Genomic DNA, 18306 nt, shown 5'->3' on the forward strand with positions numbered 1-18306 from the left:
GGGCGCGCCATCCCCGGCTTGCGTCAGCGAAGCACCGGAATCGCGGGGTCCGCAGCCAGCACCATCGCGCGACGCGCCTCGTCCGGATCCGGTTCTCGCGCATGCTCGTGCGCCACCATCGGTGACAGGCCCAGCCTGGCGAACAGCCGCATGTCCTGATCTTCGTCGGGGTTTTCCTTCGTCAGCAGCGTATCGCCCACGAAGATCGAATTCGCACCGGCAAAGAAGCACAGCGCCTGCATCTCGTCCGACATTCCGGTGCGACCGGCGGACAGTCGGACATGGCTTTCCGGCATCATGATCCGGGCAGTCGCGACGACTCTCACGAACTCGATCGGGTCGATCGGCGCGGCATCTTCCAGGGGCGTTCCCTCGACCGGGATCAGCATGTTGATCGGCACGCTTTCGGGCGGCTGGGGCAGGTTCGCCAGCGTCACCAGCATGTCGATCCGGTCCTGCGACCCTTCGCCCAGACCCAGTATGCCGCCCGAACACACCTTGATCCCGCTGTCACGCACATGCGCCAGAGTGTCGAGCCGGTCCGCGAAGCTCCGCGTCGTGATCACATTCGAATAATGCGCCTCGGATGTGTCGATGTTGTGATTATAGTAATCCAGTCCAGCTTTTTTCAGCGTCCGGGCCTGATCGCCGTCAAGCATCCCCAGCGTCATGCAGGTTTCCAGCCCCAAGGCTTTCACGCCTTCGATCATGGCCACGATCTGCGGCATGTCGCGCGGCTTGGGGCTGCGCCATGCGGCGCCCATGCAATAGCGGGTCGCGCCCGCATCGCGAGCCCGCTTCGCCTCTGCGATTACCCTCTCGACCTCCATCAACTTCGACGCTGACAGGCCGGAATCGTAGCGGGCCGACTGGCTGCAATAGGTACAATCCTCGGGACAGCCCCCGGTCTTGATCGACAGCAAACGACTCATCTGGACGCGGTTCGGATCGAAATGGCGACGGTGGACCGTCTGCGCCCGATACAACAGGTCCATGAACGGCAGGTCGAAGATCGCGCGTGCTGCCGGCCCGTCCCAGATCATCCGGCTTTCACTTGCGTTGATGCCCTGGCTGGTCTCGTGCATCTGCGTCCTCCTCGGCTGGCTGCGGCGTTCAGTATCAGCTTGTGCGGGCGCTGTCTAATCCGCGAACGCAAAGCCTCGCGCATCCACCGGCATCGAGACGGCATTCCGGCCGTCGATTCAGAACCTGATCTTTTCGGACGCGCGACGCTGGCGGTCCACAAGGCCCAGCAAGGCTTGGGCCCGGCCGAATTCGCGTGCCGCTTCCTGACGCGCAGCCTCATAGCGCGGGGTCATCCGCACCAGGTCCTGATCGGCACGGCGCAACTCGCGCGCTGCCCGGCCAGCTTGCGCGTTGGCGATCCGCGCCTCGGACACGCTCAGCGGCGCGACGCAGCGATAGCTTTGATCCAGCGCCGCCTGCATCGCCAGACGGCGCTGGCGGGCGGCTGCCATATGGGTATTGAAGGCGGCGAGCTTTTTCAGTTCCAGTTCGGCCTTCAGACGGGCGATCCGTTCCAGCGCGGCCAGTTTCGCGATCTGATCTACCATCCCGCGCGCGCCTTCTCGCGCATCTTTTCGGCAAAGCGGATGGCGGCGGCCACGGCTGCGAATTGGTCGCGCCTGATTTCCTGCCCTATATCGACGCTTGCGTGAATGGCGCGGGCGCAGGGCGGATCGGACCAGATCGGCACCTTGTTGTCGCGCGCCCTCTGACGAATTCTGGCAGCGACTTCGTCGGTTCCCTTTGCCAGGCAGACAGGTGCGCGCCCGCTGCCGCGTTTCCACTCCAGCGCCACCGCGTAATGGGTCGGGTTGACGATCACGACATCCGCCTTTGCAACCTCCGCCAGCATCTGCTTCATCGCGATGTCGACAGCCCGCTGCCGGCGCGCGGCCTTCAGATGTGGGTCACCCTCGGCGTCCTTGTGCTCGTCCTCCATCTCCTTGCGGGTCATCCGGTTCTTGCGGCGATGGTCATGCCATTTCCACAAGATGTCGAGCCCTGCGAAGATCAGCGAAATCGCGATGGCCATCAGCATCACCTGCCCCAGCAAGAGTGGCAGTCCGGTCACCCAGCGATTGCCGGTCATCGCGCTGCTGGCCAGCCTGTCCAGGAACGCCGCGAAAAGATACCAGCCGCCCACGCATACCAGCGCCGCCTTGCCGAACGAGATCGCGAACGTCATCAGCCCCGATATGCCGAATTTCTGCCCGGCATTCTTCAGGGGATTGATGCGTTTGAAATCGAAGGCCAGTTTCTGCGGCGCGAAGACAAGTCCACGCTGCACAATCAGTCCCACCAGGATGGTCACGCAGGGAACGATCGCCAGGATGACCAACGCGATGCTGGCATGGTGCCCGATCGAAGATGCCAACGCATAGGTACCGCCCAGAGGCCACCCGTCCGAGCCGATCGCGCGGCTGGCCATCGACAGCCATTGCCTGACTGCGAAGCCCGCGCCGATGGCGAACGCCAGCCAGGCCCCGATATACATGGCCGCCACGTTCAACTCGGTCGATCGGGGAACATCGCCCTTGTCGCGCGCCTTTCTCAGCTTCTGTTCGGTCGGCTCGAAGGGCTTTTCGTCATTCTCTTCGCTCATTCCGACCTCGGCAACGTAAAGCTGAGAACGGCGTCCGCCCAGATGCCGATCAGCAGCGGGCTAAGGAATGCCAGCGCCACAAGAGCCAGAAGAATCGAAGCGGGCGCCCCGATGAAGACCACCGGCAATGCCGGCATGACCCGATTGATGACGCCCGAGAGGGCCTGGAACAGAAACCCGCCCAGGGTGAATGGCGCGGCAAGCATCATCGCGAGGGCAAAGCTGTGGGCAACCACACCGATCGCGACGGGCGCCAGCGCATCGATCGAGGGCCATGCGGCAGGCGGCCAGATCGTGAAACTGTCGGCCAGCAGGCGCACCAGCATGATTGGCAAGCCCAGTGCCATCAACACGGCCATGCCGCCCAGATGCAGAAGGTTGCCTACCGGGTGGGGTGCGGCCTCGTTCTGGACCCCGATGATCTGGGACAGCGAGGCGGTGGCGGCGATGGCGGTGGTCGCGATATCCAGCGCGAGCGCCAGCAACCTCAGCAGGCCGCCGGCGACAAGGCCGATGATCATCTCTGTCGCGACCTGCGCCAACAGCGTCAGCGGCCCGTCAGGCTCGGGGACGCGGGCGACAAGCCCCGCCAGCAGAGGCGAAACGACCATGGCGGCGCCGACGCGGACGCGGACCGGGATCAGCCGTTCGCCCAGCCCCGGCAGGATCATCAGACACGCCTGCACCCGCACATAGACCAGCACCAGTCCCCAATCGAGACCGGGGATCCATTGTGCGATCTGCTGCCAGATCGTCATGCGGCCTCGATCGTGCCGACAAGTTGCAGATCGGCGGCCGGGTCGACCTCTTCCAGACCGAGCACCGGCACGGACATGCCGTTCGAACCAAGCACGGCACGAATCATCCGGCGCCGATGGTCCGGCGCGACAATGACCGTCTGCGCCCCCGCGCGAGAGGTCGCAAGGGCGCTGCGCGTGGCAGTCAGCAGCTTTTGCGACAGCGCTGGCGTCATGGCGCCACTGCCGCTGCGGCCAGTTTCGGCATCGGCGCGAACGAATTCCGCCTCCCATGCGGGATGCAATTGCAATGCGGCAACCCGGCCGGACTCGTCGGAATATTGCTGCGTGATCTGCCCGCGCAGTCTCTTGCGAACAAGCTCGTAGATGGTCTCGATCGATTCGACCGATCGGAATTCGAAGATCGCATCGATGATCAGCGGCATGTTGCGGATCGAAAGACGCTCGTCCAGCAAGGCACGCAAGATGGCAAGCAATGTCTCGGGGCTGACCTTCTCGGGGATCATGCTGTCCAGGTAGCGGCGGTTTCGTTCCGCGCGCGCGGGATCGGACAATGTCTTGAGTTCCTCGATCTGGCGCTGCATCGCCCCAAGGGTCAACAGCGATGAGAGGTTTGATTTCACGACCTCCATCAGATGTGTCGAGAGCACCTCCATAGGGGTGACAACCGTGGCGCCCATCGTGGCGGCGTCGTCCTGATCGTCGCGCGAGATCCAGCGCGCCGGGCTTGAATAGACCGGCTCGTTCACGCTGGACCCGTTCAACTGTTCCAGCAGGCGATCGGGGCCAAGCGCCAGAACCTCGCCCGGCCGCAGGCTTCCCCTGCCTCGTACGACGCCATGAACCCTGATCTGGTAGTCGCCGGGCTGCAGATCGTCGGTATCCGTGATCCGCACATCCGGCAGGATCAGCCCATAGCCGCGGGCAATGTGAACGCGCAGATTGGTGATCCTGCTGCCAAGTCCGCGGGCCTGATCAAGCGCGATCACGATCAGGTCCGAACCGATCTCGACGTTGATATCGTCGGTGTCCAGGACGTCGCCGATCCGGCTCGCTGGACGGGCGGCGGCCTCGTCCACCTCCGGCAGTTCGTGCATATCCGCTTCGCGCGCCTGGCGCCTGCCGAGGTAAAGCGCGCCACCGGCCATCGCCGCCGCCAGCGCGACGAACAACAGCCGTGGCATGCCGGGCACAAAGGACATCAGCAACATCGTTGCCGCAACGACCGCGGCGGGCTGCCAGCTTTTCACGAACTGATGCGAGATCAGCTGCGCGGTCGTGTCCGTGGCGCCGCCCCGCGACAGCAACAACGCCGCAGCCATCGAGGTGATCAGCGCCGGGATCTGGCTTACCAGCCCGTCGCCGATGGTCAGGTGCGAATAAGTCCCGATCGCCGCCGACGCGCTCATGCCATGGACGACGATTCCGACGGTCAGGCCGATGGTCAGGTTGATCAGCGTGATGACAATGCCAGCGACAGCGTCGCCCTTGACGAATTTCGCCGCGCCATCCAGCGAGCCAAAGAAGCTGATCTCGCGCTGCTCCTGGATACGGCGGCGCTTGGCCTCCTGGTGATCGATCGCGCCTGCGTTCAGGTCACCATCGATGGCCAGTTGCTTGCCGGGCAGCGAGTCCAGCGCAAAGCGCGCGGCGACCTCGGCCATACGGCCTGACCCCTTGGTGATGACCATGAAGTTCACGACCGAGATGACGGCGAAGACCGTCAGCCCGACCAGCAGCGAGCCACCGGCGACGAAGGCCGCAAAGCCGTTGATGACCTGCCCGGCTGCGTCAGGGCCGGTGTGCCCCTCGGTCAGTATCAACCGTGTCGAGGACACGTTGAGCGAAAGCCGGATGACGAGGCTGACCAGCAGCAGCACAGGGAAAGCCTGAAAGTCGGTGGGCTTCTCGACCAGCGACGCCATCACCAGGACCAGCGTCGCCGTGGCGATCGACAGCGCGAAACCGAAATCCAGCAGTCCGGGCGGCAGCGGGATGACCAGCGAAATGACGATCAGGACAAGTACGCCGGTGACCAGAAGCGGCGCGTCAAGAAGCCGGTGGGACTTGGAACTGACGGCGCCAACAGCTTTCATTTGTCCTGCTCCTGTGTGTCTGCCGCGGGCTTCAGGATGTCTTCAAGGGTCCAGGGATCGGCGGTGAGAAGTCCGATCCGCCTGAGAAACACGATCGCTTGCAGCCGTGCCGAGGGCTGCATCCGCAACAGGCGGATGCGATAGTCGCGAGGCAGCGTTTCGCCCTCCAGAAGCCAGCCCGTAGCCTCTTCGGCATATGCGGCGATGTCGGCGGGCAACGGCGTCACCGCCTCGCCCACCCCTGCCGCCAGGGCGAACAAAGCAGGCGTCAGCATCACGCCACCTTCTTCAGATCGCGCAATGCGGTCTCGAGCATGTCGAAGCTGGGGCGTACATGTTCGGGCACGGATTGCCGACCGACCTCGACGCACAGATTGGTGGCATGCTGGTGCAGCCCCGCGACCAGAACCGACTTGATCACATCGTAAAAGCCCAGATCATGCTTGATGACGCTTCCAAGACGGTGCGCCAGGGGCGCCACGAACCCATACGCAAGGAACACGCCAAGGAAGGTTCCGACCAGTGCGCCGCCGATCATCTTTCCAAGGACCTCGGGCGGCTGGTCGATCGAACTCATGGTCTTGATCACGCCCAGCACCGCCGCAACGATGCCAAGCGCAGGCAGTGCATCCGCCACGGTTTGCAACGCATGGGGGACATGCATCTCCTCTTCGCGCAGGATGGCGATGCGACGCGACAGCATTTCCTCTACCTGATAGGGATCGTCATAATTCAGGCTTGCAGAGCGCAGCGTGTCGGCGATCAGAGAAACGACGTTGTGGTCCGCCAGCAGGCGCGGATAGGCGGTAAAAATGGCCGATTCCGTCGGATTCTCGATATGCTGCTCCAGCGCGACCGGGTTTTCGCGGGAAACCTTCAGCAACTGGAACATCAGGCACAGGACGTCCTGGTGATCCTGTGCGGTCCAGTGGGGCACCTTGAAGGCGCGCTTCAGGCCGCCGGGTGTCGCCTTCAGCACATGGCTGTCATTCGACAGCAGGTACGACCCGATGGCCGCACCCATGATCATCATCATCTCAAAAGGCAGCGCATGGGTGATCACACCCATCTTGCCGCCCGCCAGGGTGTAGCCGCCGAACACCATCGCGACCGTCACGAACATCCCTACAAAGCCGAACATAGCGATCGATCCTTACTGTTTTCGGACGCTGCGCGCGCCCATCTGAGCGGTCAGAAGCGCCGCCTGACGGGGCTCGACCGAGGCGATGATCCGCGCGCCGGTCTCGGGACGGACGCGCATCAGTATTTCGGCCGCAAAATCGGCGGGAAGATTGGTCAGGACGGCCGCGGCCTCGGCCGGCTTCATCTGGTCGTAGACGGCAACCAAGCGATCAATGTCTTCGCGCACTGCTTCGGTTGCCAGATCACGCCGGGATTGCATTCCGCCTTTCCTGGCCTTCAACTCGGCGAGTCGCTGGCGCAGCGTCAGTTCGGCCTCGACCAGCGCGGCCTTCCGCGCGTCCACGCTTTCCATGTAGCGTTCGATCCGCAAGGCGCGGTCACGCAGCTCCTCCGCGAGAGCAACTGCCTCGGGCACATCACCACAGCCTTGCAGCAATCCGCTGGGTTCGGCGAATGCGGCGAATATCCGAGTCGCGTCCTGCGATTGCCAAAGGGCCGCGGCCGCGGGAATCGCGAATACGCTGGCCAGAAGCGGAAGAAGCGATCTACGCATCGGCCGCCTCCGGCCGCTTGCGCAGGCGACGCGGCGTTGTCTGGCGAGGTTCCGGCATCGCGGCCTCGCCGATGCGCTGACGCAGGTCCCACAAGGCGCGTTCCTTGCGGGCATGAGCAATCTCATCGGCCAGGCTTTCGCTGGCTTCCGTCGCCTCGGCCCGGGCCGCACGAATTGCCTTCTCAAGCCGGTCGACCTCTGCCGCCATGACGGCGATGGCGCCGCCCAGCCCGGATTCCAGATCGTTCAGCCTGCGCAAGCGGCGGGCGAGCAGCAGGCAGAACGCGGCCAGCCCAACAGAGGCTACGACGAGCGCTGCCTGAAGCATGTCTTCAATGGTCATTTGATGAGAAACTCCGTGATCAACAGGTCCTTCACGGGCTTTTCGCCCAGCACATAGCGGGTCCGCGTCACAAGTTCGGCGCGGATGATTTCCAGCACGCCGCGCTTGTCGTAGGCGGCAGGATCGATACCTGAAAGGAAGCTGTTGAACGCATCCGACACGCGCGGCATGAGATGTTCCACCTCGGCGTGGAACTCCGTATCGGTCTCGATCGATGCCGACAGGACAAGACTGCGACCCCGGCCGCCAGGGATGGTCATCTGGAACCTCGGTACGTCCACGAAAACGGCCGTCGGCACCGAGTCGGCGCCGTGATCGTCAACTGATTTCGAGATCAGCGCGGCAGGCGACCAGACGCCCATATAAGTCGATGCGAATCCGGCGCCGCCCAGAAGGGCCGTCGCCACGATCGGGATCAGAAAGCCTTTCTTCCTCGGGGTTTCCTCGGGCAGCGCTTCGACAGCTTCGGACATGGTGATTCTCCGTCGTGATGAAACGGATTTAGCACCTTGCGACTAACCAATTCTTAACATGACCCATGTCATCAAGGGCCTGACGAACAACTGACGCTGATTCGAAAGGGCCGGTTTTGCAAAAACTGCAGGACTATTGGAACGAGCGAAGCTCACAACAGAAAATCATTCTCGCGGCGGCATTCATGGCCACGTTTCTGGTCGTCGCGGGTTTCGCGGTGCTGGCCAGTCGGCCCAGCATGTCGATGCTTTATGGCGGGCTTGATCCGGCGCAATCCGGCGAGGTGATTTCTGGGATCGAACGCGCCGGTGTTGCCTATGAGGTACGCGGCGATGCGATCTGGGTCGATGCAGGCCAGCGCGACCGGCTGCGGATGGACCTGGCGGCCCAGGGCCTGCCCGCATCAGGAGGCGCTGGCTATGAGCTTCTGGACGGCATGTCCGGCTTTGGCACCACATCCCAGATGTTCGACGCGGCTTACTGGCGCGCCAAAGAGGGCGAGCTGGCGCGCACGATCCTCGCCCTGCCCAACGTCAAGGCCGCGCGCGTGCACCTGGCGGTCGAAAACGGCCGGGGCTACAGGCGAGACCTGACCGGCAGCGCGTCCGTGACGCTGACCACGAATGGCGCGCAGATCAGTCGCGAACAAGCCTCCGCACTGCGCTATCTGGTGTCGTCGGGCGTTCCCGGGATGCAGCCCGACAGCGTCACGGTCATCGATTCGCAACGGGGCGTCGTCTCTGCGACCGAAGACATCGGAGGACAGGATCGTGCCGCCGACATGAAGCGGAATGTCGAACGCATCCTGGAACCACATGTCGGCGTCGGGAACGCGATCGTCGAGTTGAATCTGGATCTTGTCACCGAAACCGAGCTTTTGACCGAGCGACGCTTCGACCCTGAACAACGCGCGCTCATCTCGCAGGTCACCGAGGAAACGACGGACGAAAGCAACAGTACCGGCTCGGGCGCGGTCACGGCTGCCTCGAACCTGCCGGACGCCTCGGAATCGGAAGGCGACAGCACGCAGGCCGCACGCTCCGAGAACCGATCGCAGGCCAACTATGAAGTCAGCCAAATGACGCGAGAAGTCTCGCGCCAGCCTGGTGCGACCAAAAGGCTGACGGTCGCCGTGCTGGTCAATGGCGTGGCGGGCACCGATGCCGAGGGCGAGGCCGAGCTTGTTCCGCGTACGGAAGCCGAACTGCAGGCACTGCGCGAATTGGTAGCCTCTGCGGTCGGTTTCGACGAGTCGCGGGGAGACCTGCTGACAGTCAAGTCCCTGCCATTCGCCAGCCTGGTCGAGAATGGCACCCTGGCGAAACCTTCCCTGCTGGACCGGCTGGAGCTTAATGGCCTGATCCGCATCGCTCTGATCGGCCTCTTCGCCCTGGCGGTGGTCTTTGCGGTCCTGCGGCCCATTCTGCGCGCCCGCGCTGGTCAGTCGGCCGCCTCGCCCGCCCTGCTCGACGACAGCACACCGCCCGCTCCGGCAGTCACCGGTACGATCGAAACCGGAGACTCCGAAGCGGCCACAGCAGCGCGGCTTCTGGCAGCCGAGCCGCAGCGACCCGAACAGCTTTCGCTTCCGCATGGTGATCCCGTTGCGCGGCTGCGCGGCATGATGCGCGATCGCCACGAGGAAAGCGTGAAAGTCCTGTCCGGCTGGATCGACAACAAGGAGAGCGCGCAGTGACATTGGCGATGTTCAAACTGGAATCCTTCACATCGGCTCTGGCCAGGCATGGCGCACAGGTCACCTATTACGAGGGGGATCTGCAACAGGCCTATGCCGATGGCGTGGCAGAAGGCCAGGCCCGTAGCGAGGACGAGCAGATGCGCAACCTGAAGGCCGGGCTGACCCGCCTGGCCAGCGCCCTGAGCGACGACGCGCAACGCCGCGACGCCTTGCGCCAGGAAGCGGTCGCGGCTCTCTCACCGATCATCGATGCCATCATCGAAGGGCTTGCGCCGGCTGCCGAATCGCAGCGGCTTGAAGAGGCGCTGCGGGGCGAACTTGTACGCCTTGCGCAAATGGCGACGCCACTGCGCGCCAGCATCGCCTGCAGCGACCGGTTGCAGGCGCTGGTCGAGCGCTGTCTGGCGGAAAGCGGCATCAAGGGCATCGACCTGACCATTTCGGACTCGGACAAGATCAGCCTGTCGCTGCAGGGCGGGCGGATCGAGTTCGCACCCGACAAGACCGCACAGGACATCCGCGCACTGATCGCCGAACTCAAGGAGGAGGATAAACCATGGACGCAGTGAAACATCTGATCGACACCGACAATATTCAGGTCGAGGTGACTGTTCGCCTGGGCAAGACCCGGCAGACGGTCGCACAGCTGTCGTCCTTGCGCGCGGGCGACGTCGTGATGCTGGACCAGACGATCGACGATGGCGTCGAGATCTGCGTGGGAGACAAGGTGATCGCACGCGGAGAGCTGACTGGTGACGGGTCCACCGAGGAACGACTCTGCGTGCGGATCGTCGGCGCGACGGAGGCGGTGTGATCCGTTTTCTGACCTTCGTCGGCATCGCTGTGGTGCTTTTCTCCGGCGCTGCGACAGCCCAGGACATGTCCGCGCTGGATCAGGCTGCGGGCGGTCTGGGGCAGAACGCCGTCCTGATCGTTCTGGCCCTGACAGCGCTTTCGCTGGCACCGGGCATCGCGATCATGGTGACCTGCTTTCCGTTCATCGTGACGGTCCTGTCCATCCTGCGTCAGGCGATTGGCCTTCAGCAATCACCGCCCAACATGCTGATCGTCAGCCTAGCCATGTTCCTGACCTGGTTCGTGATGGACCCGGTGCTGCGCGAGGCGTGGCAGACCGCCGGAGCGCCGCTTCGCGATGGCTCCATCGGAATCGCCGAGGCGTTTCAGCGCGGAATCATTCCGTTTCAGGGTTTCATGAGCGCCCGCACCGACCCCGACACCCTGCAGGGACTTGCCGAGATTGCCCCGGGCCCCGGCGGTCCGGCGGACCGGCTGTCGGTGCTGGTGCCCGCGTTCATGCTGTCCGAGATCCAGCGCGCGTTCGAAATCGGCTTCCTGATCGCGTTGCCGTTCCTGATCATCGACCTGGTGGTCTCGGCCGTGCTGATGTCGATGGGCATGATGATGGTGCCGCCAGTCGTCGTATCCCTGCCTTTCAAGCTGGCGTTCTTCGTGGTGGTGGATGGCTGGTCAATGATCGCCGGTGCACTTGTGCGCAGCTACCAGTAGCGCAGGTGAGCATCCGACATTAGATCGTCCGGCCCCATCCGCCGGGCGATCGCGAGGCGAAGATTTCAAGCCGATCCCGCGACAACGATCAGGCGCGTCGGTCGGCCAGCCGTTCGATCCCGAGAACGTCAAGCACCTTCGCCTCGATGTGGCAGGCGTTCAGGGCCGAGCTGTCATACATCGCGTAGGGCGCATCATGATCGACGAACCGGTCCGGCAGGACCATGGACCGGTATTTCAGGCCCTTGTCGAACACGCCTTCCTCGGCCAGAAGTTGCGCGACATGGCTGCCGAAGCCGCCGATCGAGCCTTCCTCCAAAGTGATCAGCACATCGTGGTCACGCGCCAGGCGCAGGATCAGCTCGCGGTCCAGCGGCTTGGCGAAGCGCGCATCCGCGACGGTGGGTGTGATGCCGCGTGCGGCCAGGGCCTCGCGCGCCTCAAGCGCCGAGGCAAGCCGCGTCCCGAAAGACAGCAGTGCGACGCCAGACCCGGGCGCAACGATCCGGCCGCGGCCGATGGGGAGCATCTCCCCCCGCTGGGGCAACTCGACACCGACGCCCTCACCGCGCGGAAAGCGGAATGCGATCGGTCCCGCGTCATGGCCGGCCGCAGTTGCCACCATATGCATCAGTTCGGCCTCGTCCGCGGCAGCCATCACGACCATCCCCGGCAGGTTCGCGAGGAACGCAATGTCAAAGGCGCCGGCATGGGTCGGGCCGTCCTGCCCCACAAGGCCGGCGCGATCGATGGCAAACCGCACTGGCAGGCCCTGAACGGCGACATCATGCACGATCTGGTCATAGCCGCGCTGCAAGAACGTTGAATAGATGGCGCAGAATGGCTTCATGCCGCCAGCCGCCAGACCCGCGGCGAAGGTCACCGCATGCTGTTCGGCGATCCCCACATCGAAGCTGCGACGGGGAAACCGCTCGGCAAACTGCTTGAGCCCGGTTCCGTCCGGCATGGCGGCGGTGATCCCGACGATGCGGTCGTCACGTTCCGCCTCGTCGATCAGCGCCCGGGCGAAGATCGCGGTATAGCTGGGCGCGTTCGACTTGGCCTTCGCCTGTGTGCCGGTAACCACATCGAACTTGCCGGTGGCGTGGCCACGATCGAGGGCGTTCTCGGCCGGGGCGTATCCCTTGCCCTTGCGCGTGACCGCATGAATCAGGATCGGCCCCGAGGCCCGTGCCTTGACGGTCCGCAACAGCGGCAGCAACTGGTCGATGTCGTGCCCGTCAACCGGGCCGATATAGGAAAAACCCAGCTCCTCGAACATGGTGCCGCCTACGGTCATGCCCTTCAGCATTTCCTTGGCGCGCCGGGCACCCTCCTGCAGGGCCTCTGGCAGCATGCCGACCGCGCCTTTGGCAGCCGCCTTGAGTTCCTGGAAGGGACCGCCGGCGTAGAGCCGCGTCAGATACGACGACATCGCCCCAACCGGCGGCGCGATCGACATTTCGTTGTCGTTCAGGATCACAATGAGCCGCTTGCCGAGGTGGCCCGCGTTGTTCAGCGCCTCGTAGGCCATGCCGGCACTCATGGCACCATCGCCGATGACGGCGATCGCATCGCCCGGATCGCCGCCCAGATCGCGCGCGACCGCAAACCCCAGCGCGGCCGAAATCGATGTGGACGAGTGACCCGCCCCGAACGGGTCGTACACGCTTTCCGCACGCTTGGTGAACCCGGCCAGCCCGCCGCCGGTTCTCAGCGTGCGGATGCGGTCGCGGCGTCCGGTCAGGATCTTGTGGGGATAGCACTGGTGGCCGACATCCCAGATGATCTTGTCGCGTGGCGTGTCGAAAACGGCGTGAAGTGCCACGGTCAGTTCGACGACTCCCAGCCCCGCGCCCAGATGACCGCCGGTGACGCTGACCGCGCTGATCGTCTCGGCCCGCAGATCGTCGGCAAGCTGCCGCAACTCGCGGTCGGAGAGGGCTTTCAGGTCCGAGGGCAGGTTGACCCTGTCAAGCACGGGCGTCTTGGGGCGATCGGTCATGGCTGGCCCTCCGGGCGGGCTTTGTTCAAGTATCGCGCTCGATAACGAAACGTGCAAGCTCTCGCAAGTTTTCTGCCGCGTCACCATAGCCGTCCAGCGCCGATCGCGCCTCGTCGGCAAGGCGACCGGCCTCGTCGCGCGCACCCTCAAGGCCCAGAATCGACACGAAAGTCGCCTTGCCCGCGGCATCGTCCTTGCCGACCCGTTTGCCTGTCACGTTCTCGTCACCGGTGACGTCCAGGATGTCGTCCGTAATCTGAAAGGCCAGACCGAGAGCGGCAGCGTAGCGTTCCAGCGGTCCGGTCTCGTCGCCCGAAATCAGGGGGCCCGAGATGGCCGAAAAGCGGATCAGCGCACCGGTCTTGGCACCTTGCAACCGCTTGATGGCTTTCAGGTCCAGCGGTTCTGCCGCGTTTTCGGCGGCGATATCCAGCGCCTGCCCCCAGACCATCCCGCCTGCGCCGACCGCATCGGCAAAGGCGCGGACCAGCCGCAGACGCGCCTCGGCATCACCGATCTGGTCGCTGGCAAGCAGCCCGAAAGCCAAAGTCTGAAGCGCGTCGCCGGCGAGGATCGCGGTCGCCTCGGACCATTGCAGGTGGCAGGTGGGCATGCCGCGTCGCAGGTCGTCGTCGTCCATCGCCGGCAAATCGTCGTGGACGAGACTATAGGCGTGCAGCGCCTCGACCGCCGTCGCGACGGGCAGCGCTGCCTGATCCGCGACGCCATGCAGGCGGGCGGATTCCATCACCAGAAACGCACGCAGGCGCTTGCCGCCAACGGTTGCATAAGCCATCGCGTCAGCGAGCTCGCCCTTCGGAAACCCGGCCATCGCGGCGTCAAGCGCGATGCGGAGCTGTGCCTTCACATCATCCAGACGCGCCTGCATCACAGCCCCTCGGCCGGTTCCGTGCCCGCAGGCTGACCACTGGCCGTCAGGGTGATCTTCTCGACCCGCTCCTCGGCTTCGCGCAGGCGCTTTTCACAATGCGCGCGCAACCTGGCGCCGCGCTCGTACAGCGCAATGGATTCTTCCAGCGTCGCCTCGCCGGTTTCCAGCTTGCCAACCGTCGCCTCCAGTTCGCGCATTGCGTCTTCGAAGGACAGGCTCTCGATCTCGCTCATTTCCCGGTCTCCATCAGCACCTCGACATGGGCGCGCACTGACCGCCCCAAAGCCGGCAGATCATAGCCACCTTCAAGACAGGATACCACCGGGGCGCCGCAGCTGCCCGCCGCGTCAAGGATCATCCGCGTGATCTCGGCAAAATCATCCTCGCGCCAGTCAAGCTGCGCCAGGGGATCGTCCCGATGCGCGTCGAAGCCCGCCGAGATCAGCACAAGCTGCGGATGGAATTCCCGGCAGCGGTCCAGAATCGCCCGCCAGGCCGCACGAGCCTCGTCGCCCCCCGAGCCCGCCGCCAGAGGCACGTTCATGACCTGGCCGTGGGCGCCGGTTTCGGTGGCGGCTCCGCTGCCCGGAAACAACGGCATCTGGTGGCTCGACGCGAAGAAGGCTCTTTTCTCGTGCCACAGCAGGTCTTGTGTGCCGTTGCCGTGATGGACATCGAAATCCAGGGCCGCAACCCGTTCCAGACCGTGATGATCCAGTGCGCGGATGGCCGCGATGGCCACGGTGCCGAAAAGGCAGAAACCCATCGGCGTTTCCTTCTCGGCATGGTGCCCGGGGGGTCGCATGGCGACAAAGGCGCTGTCGGCCTGACCCGCGATGACCGCGTCGACTGCCGCGCAGGCCCCGCCGACGGCGCGCAGCGCGGCCTCGAGGCTGCCGGGCGACAGGTAGGTGTCACCATCCAGCATCCGGAGCCCCTCGGCCGGCGCGGCGGCGCGGATACGATCCAGATGGGATTGCGGGTGACAGCGCAGGATTTCGGCGTCGTCCGCCAGCGGGGCCTCTTGCCGAACGAGGTCCAGCCCCTCCAGTGCCGACATCACCGCGCCGTATCGTGCCACCTGTTCCGGGTGGCCCGACGGCATCAGATGCGCCGCTGCGGCGGGATGGGAATACAGTACCGTGGCCATCGCCGCGACCTCCTTTGGCTTTTCGCCACGCTAGGCAAGCAAATCCGCGGCCGCAAGGACCCGTTTCACCTGGGTTTTCAAGGGTCCGCACCGCGACTCATGTGCCAGCCAGACCCGTGCCGGTGGGCTGCATCAGGCCAGCAGCCTTTGCCCGTCCTGACCTTCGATCCGCCTCTCCAGCAACGCCCCCTCGGGCTGGTCGGCCCCGAAGCGGACTTCGGTGAACTGTTCGGTTCGCCCGACGCGCGGCCCTTCGGTCAGCACCCGGTGGGTCCGTCCGACCTGAGCATCAAGATGACGCGCCAGCGCCGCATCGCCCGCGGCACGCAGTCGGGCCGCGCGCTCGCGGATGACCTGGCCCTTGACGCAAGGCATGCGCGCCGCAGGCGTGCCCTTGCGCGCGGAGAACGGGAACACATGAAGAAAGGTCAGCCCGCAATCCGCGACCAACGCAACGCTGTTGGCAAACATCGCCTCGGTTTCGGTCGGAAAGCCCGCGATGATATCGGCGCCGAAAACGATCTCGGGGCGCAGCCGGCGCGCCTCTTCGCAGAAACGGATGGCGTCGTCGCGAAGATGCCGCCGCTTCATGCGTTTCAGGATCATGTCGTCGCCTGCCTGCAGCGAAAGATGCAGATGCGGCATCAGGCGGGGCTCGGTCCCAATGGCCAGCATCAGGTTGTCGTCCGCCTCGATCGAATCGATGCTGCTGATCCGCAGCCGGGGCAGATCGGGCACCAGCCGCAGGATCCGCATCACCAGATCGCCAAGCCGCGGCTCTCCCGGCAGGTCGTCGCCCCAGGAGGTCAGATCGACCCCTGTCAGGACCACCTCGTTGAAGCCGCGATCGACCAGCCTCTTGATCTGCTCGACCACGACACCGGCGGGAACGCTGCGCGAATTGCCCCGTCCGAAGGGTATGATGCAGAAGGTGCAGCGATGATCGCAGCCGTTCTGTACCTGCACATAGGCCCGGTGCCGGCCGAAGCCGTCGATCAGATGGCCCGCCGTAGCCCTGACCGACATGATGTCATCGACCCGAACCTTCTCGGTCTGGCCGATCAGGTCGGGCGCGCGCAGCGAGGCCCAGGTCGCGGGCTGCATCTTTTCATGGTTTCCGATGACCTTGCTGACCTCGGGCATCGCGGCGAAGGTCTCGGGCTCGGTCTGCGCCGCGCAACCCGTCACGATCAGCGGAGCGCCGGGATGCGCGCGCGAGAGACGACGGATTTCCTGCCGGGCCTTGCGCACCGCCTCGGCGGTGACCGCGCATGTGTTGACCACGACCGCCCCCGAAAGACCCGCCGATTCGGCCAACTCGCGCATCGCCTCGGTTTCATAGGCGTTCAGGCGACAGCCAAGCGTGGAGAACACCGGCGCGCTCATTCCAACAGCCATTGCGGCGTCAGGACACCCGAAAAGACATGCGAGGTCGGACCCTCCAGCCAGACGCCGTCATCGCGCCAATCGACCTGCAGGATTCCGCCCGGCACGTTCACCGTGACGCGCCGTTCGGTCAGGCCGCGCCGCACCGCCGCCACCGCCGCAGCACAGGAACAGGATCCCGACGCCAGCGTGACCCCGGTGCCGCGCTCCCAGATCCTCAGCGCGATCTCGTCGCGAGACAGGACCTGCACCACCTCGACATTCGTGCGTTCCGGGTAAAGGACGTGATGCTCGTGTTCTGGTCCGAAGCGCGCCAGATCGACCGCAGCCACGTCATCGACGAAGAATGTCATGTGCGGATTGCCCATGCCCGTCGCCACCGGGTCGCCGGGAACCGGCAGGTGATCGGTGTCGACATCCGCAGCCAGCGGAATCCGACGCCAGTCCAGCACCGGGCAACCCATGTTGACGCGTGTCAATCCGGCACCCGAATCCTCGGCCAGCAAGACGCCGTGCCCGGTGCGCAGGCTCAGCCGGTCCAAGCCGGTCTCGTCCATCACGAACCGCGCGATGCAACGCGTCGCGTTGCCGCAAGCGGCGCTTGTCGAGCCATCCGAGTTCCAGAAGAGCAACCGCACATCCGCCTGATCGTCATGCAGGATCGCTGCCAACTGATCAAAGCCCACGCCACGATGACGATCCGCGATGCGTGCGATCACGCCCGCGGATGGCGGCTCGCCGCCCGCGCGCAGGTCAATCACCACGAAGTCGTTGCCAAGCCCGTGCATCTTCAGGAACCGCAGGCCGGCGAAAGGAAATTCACTCATGCCGGCGCATATAGACCGCTTCTTTGAATTCCGCCAGTCGCGTGCTTTTTTGTGCTTGACGCTCTGGACCAGCCCACCTAGTACACGCCCGGTGTTGGGCCCGTAGCTCAGTTGGTAGAGCAACTGACTTTTAATCAGTGGGTCACAGGTTCGAATCCTGTCGGGCTCACCACTGAAATCCCCTGAAAACAATGCCTCCCGGCGAATGGCGGCTTCCGCCATCGCATTGCGCGCGGGCCGGCTATGCACTCTCGCGCGGCCAGCCCGAGGACCTTCAAACGGCGCAAGATAACGCTGCGACGTCGCGGAAAAATCGATTATTCGGTTCTGATCGCCCCCCTTCGCGACCGAAGGCGCTGTTCGGTAATGTCCGAGCACGTGGTGTAATTTCACCGGCTCGTTCGGTGTAATCTCAGGTGGCCATCGAGGTGTATGGTCGAGGTGGAGTTTGGCGACTTCAACCACGGACCACACGGAGACCCCGATGACCAAGACCAACATGGACCTGTCCGAGCTTCTGGCAAAGCACGATCAGGGTGATTTACTTCGCAGCATCGCCGAGGCTGTTCTTCAGCTGATCATGGAGGCCGATGTTGACGGCCTGATCGGTGCCGGACGCCATGAACGCAACGGCGACCGCACGACCTGGCGCAACGGGTATCGGGATCGCTCGCTCGATACCCGTCTGGGCACGCTGAACCTGCGGGTGCCGAAGCTGCGGCAGGGCAGCTACTTTCCCGGCTTCCTCGAAGCCCGGAAGACCTCGGAGCAGGCGCTCGTCGCCGTCATCCAGGAAGCCTGGATCAGCGGAGTTTCCACCCGCC

The 18306-nt window shown here is 64.5% G+C and carries 21 protein-coding genes and 1 tRNA gene; 6 read left to right on the forward strand and 16 right to left on the reverse strand.

Annotated features, from left to right (window positions below; all coding sequences use genetic code 11):
* Positions 1-23: 23 nt before the first annotated feature.
* The 10 genes from bioB to L1965_RS03270 form a co-directional block, all read right to left on the reverse strand.
* On the reverse strand, positions 24-1043 hold the full coding sequence (bioB, locus tag L1965_RS03225) for a biotin synthase BioB (protein WP_235755002.1): 1020 nt from the start codon (positions 1041-1043) through the stop codon (positions 24-26).
* A gap of 159 nt (positions 1044-1202) precedes the next feature.
* On the reverse strand, positions 1203-1574 hold the full coding sequence (locus L1965_RS03230) for a hypothetical protein (protein ID WP_235754949.1): 372 nt from the start codon (positions 1572-1574) through the stop codon (positions 1203-1205).
* Positions 1568-2629: a flagellar type III secretion system protein FlhB gene (flhB, locus tag L1965_RS03235; protein ID WP_235754950.1), complete on the reverse strand. Its 1062-nt coding sequence runs from the start codon at positions 2627-2629 to the stop codon at positions 1568-1570. The genes L1965_RS03230 and flhB overlap by 7 nt, the downstream gene beginning before the upstream one ends.
* Complete coding sequence (locus L1965_RS03240) at positions 2626-3387, reverse strand: flagellar biosynthetic protein FliR (protein WP_235754951.1); 762 nt, start codon at positions 3385-3387, stop codon at positions 2626-2628. The genes flhB and L1965_RS03240 overlap by 4 nt, the downstream gene beginning before the upstream one ends.
* Complete coding sequence (locus L1965_RS03245; RefSeq protein ID WP_235754952.1) at positions 3384-5483, reverse strand: flagellar biosynthesis protein FlhA; 2100 nt, start codon at positions 5481-5483, stop codon at positions 3384-3386. The genes L1965_RS03240 and L1965_RS03245 overlap by 4 nt, the downstream gene beginning before the upstream one ends.
* The gene (locus tag L1965_RS03250) at positions 5480-5758 is read right to left on the reverse strand and encodes a hypothetical protein (protein ID WP_235754953.1); all 279 of its coding nucleotides are present in this window, start codon (positions 5756-5758) and stop codon (positions 5480-5482) included. The genes L1965_RS03245 and L1965_RS03250 overlap by 4 nt, the downstream gene beginning before the upstream one ends.
* Entirely contained in the window at positions 5758-6624 is an 867-nt protein-coding gene (gene motA / locus L1965_RS03255) for a flagellar motor stator protein MotA (protein WP_235754954.1), read from the reverse strand. Before motA ends, L1965_RS03250 begins: the two co-directional genes overlap by 1 nt.
* Before the next feature lie 12 nt (positions 6625-6636).
* Positions 6637-7179, reverse strand: coding sequence for a MotE family protein (locus tag L1965_RS03260; protein ID WP_235754955.1), 543 nt, complete (start codon positions 7177-7179; stop codon positions 6637-6639).
* Positions 7172-7522, reverse strand: coding sequence for a hypothetical protein (locus L1965_RS03265; RefSeq protein WP_235754956.1), 351 nt, complete (start codon positions 7520-7522; stop codon positions 7172-7174). Before L1965_RS03265 ends, L1965_RS03260 begins: the two co-directional genes overlap by 8 nt.
* Complete coding sequence (locus L1965_RS03270; protein ID WP_235754957.1) at positions 7519-7995, reverse strand: flagellar basal body-associated FliL family protein; 477 nt, start codon at positions 7993-7995, stop codon at positions 7519-7521. The genes L1965_RS03265 and L1965_RS03270 overlap by 4 nt, the downstream gene beginning before the upstream one ends.
* A gap of 116 nt (positions 7996-8111) precedes the next feature.
* On the opposite strand from L1965_RS03270, the gene fliF reads away from it, so the two are divergent.
* Genes fliF through fliP form a run of 4 tightly spaced genes read left to right on the forward strand, consistent with a single transcriptional unit; the run spans position 8112 to position 11222 of the window.
* Positions 8112-9692: a flagellar basal-body MS-ring/collar protein FliF gene (gene fliF / locus L1965_RS03275; RefSeq protein ID WP_235754958.1), complete on the forward strand. Its 1581-nt coding sequence runs from the start codon at positions 8112-8114 to the stop codon at positions 9690-9692.
* Between the two features lie 8 nt (positions 9693-9700).
* Complete coding sequence (locus L1965_RS03280) at positions 9701-10264, forward strand: hypothetical protein (RefSeq protein WP_235754959.1); 564 nt, start codon at positions 9701-9703, stop codon at positions 10262-10264.
* Positions 10252-10509 carry a FliM/FliN family flagellar motor switch protein gene (locus tag L1965_RS03285; protein ID WP_235754960.1) on the forward strand — a complete coding sequence of 86 codons (258 nt, stop codon included), beginning with the start codon at positions 10252-10254 and terminating at the stop codon, positions 10507-10509. Before L1965_RS03280 ends, L1965_RS03285 begins: the two co-directional genes overlap by 13 nt.
* Positions 10506-11222, forward strand: coding sequence for a flagellar type III secretion system pore protein FliP (gene fliP / locus L1965_RS03290; protein WP_439332037.1), 717 nt, complete (start codon positions 10506-10508; stop codon positions 11220-11222). Before L1965_RS03285 ends, fliP begins: the two co-directional genes overlap by 4 nt.
* Before the next feature lie 88 nt (positions 11223-11310).
* Here the strand turns inward: fliP and dxs are convergent, their stop codons facing one another.
* The 6 genes from dxs to dapF all read right to left on the reverse strand — a co-directional run bounded on the left by dxs (position 11311) and on the right by dapF (position 17482).
* A complete protein-coding gene (gene dxs / locus L1965_RS03295; RefSeq protein WP_235754961.1) occupies positions 11311-13227 on the reverse strand; it encodes a 1-deoxy-D-xylulose-5-phosphate synthase in 1917 nt (638 codons plus the stop codon).
* A 25-nt stretch (positions 13228-13252) separates the two neighbouring features.
* Positions 13253-14116 carry a polyprenyl synthetase family protein gene (locus L1965_RS03300; protein WP_235754962.1) on the reverse strand — a complete coding sequence of 288 codons (864 nt, stop codon included), beginning with the start codon at positions 14114-14116 and terminating at the stop codon, positions 13253-13255.
* Complete coding sequence (locus tag L1965_RS03305) at positions 14116-14352, reverse strand: exodeoxyribonuclease VII small subunit (RefSeq protein ID WP_235754963.1); 237 nt, start codon at positions 14350-14352, stop codon at positions 14116-14118. Before L1965_RS03305 ends, L1965_RS03300 begins: the two co-directional genes overlap by 1 nt.
* Positions 14349-15269 carry a histone deacetylase family protein gene (locus L1965_RS03310; protein WP_235754964.1) on the reverse strand — a complete coding sequence of 307 codons (921 nt, stop codon included), beginning with the start codon at positions 15267-15269 and terminating at the stop codon, positions 14349-14351. Before L1965_RS03310 ends, L1965_RS03305 begins: the two co-directional genes overlap by 4 nt.
* A gap of 132 nt (positions 15270-15401) precedes the next feature.
* Positions 15402-16655 (reverse strand): tRNA (N(6)-L-threonylcarbamoyladenosine(37)-C(2))-methylthiotransferase MtaB, encoded by a 1254-nt coding sequence (gene mtaB / locus L1965_RS03315; protein WP_235754965.1) that lies wholly within the window; start codon positions 16653-16655, stop codon positions 15402-15404.
* Positions 16652-17482, reverse strand: a complete 831-nt coding sequence (gene dapF / locus L1965_RS03320; RefSeq protein WP_235754966.1) for a diaminopimelate epimerase — start codon at positions 17480-17482, stop codon at positions 16652-16654. Before dapF ends, mtaB begins: the two co-directional genes overlap by 4 nt.
* Positions 17483-17578: 96 nt before the next feature.
* Between dapF and L1965_RS03325 the strand changes: the two genes are divergently transcribed.
* Both L1965_RS03325 and L1965_RS03330 read left to right on the forward strand, forming a co-directional pair.
* Positions 17579-17654 (forward strand) — tRNA-Lys (locus L1965_RS03325).
* 312 nt (positions 17655-17966) lie between these two features.
* Positions 17967-18306, forward strand: a 340-nt coding sequence (locus L1965_RS03330) for a transposase (protein WP_235754967.1), incomplete at its 3' end; no start/stop codon positions are given.

The organism is Paracoccus salsus (assembly GCF_021556615.1).
Lineage (GTDB): Bacteria > Pseudomonadota > Alphaproteobacteria > Rhodobacterales > Rhodobacteraceae > Paracoccus > Paracoccus salsus.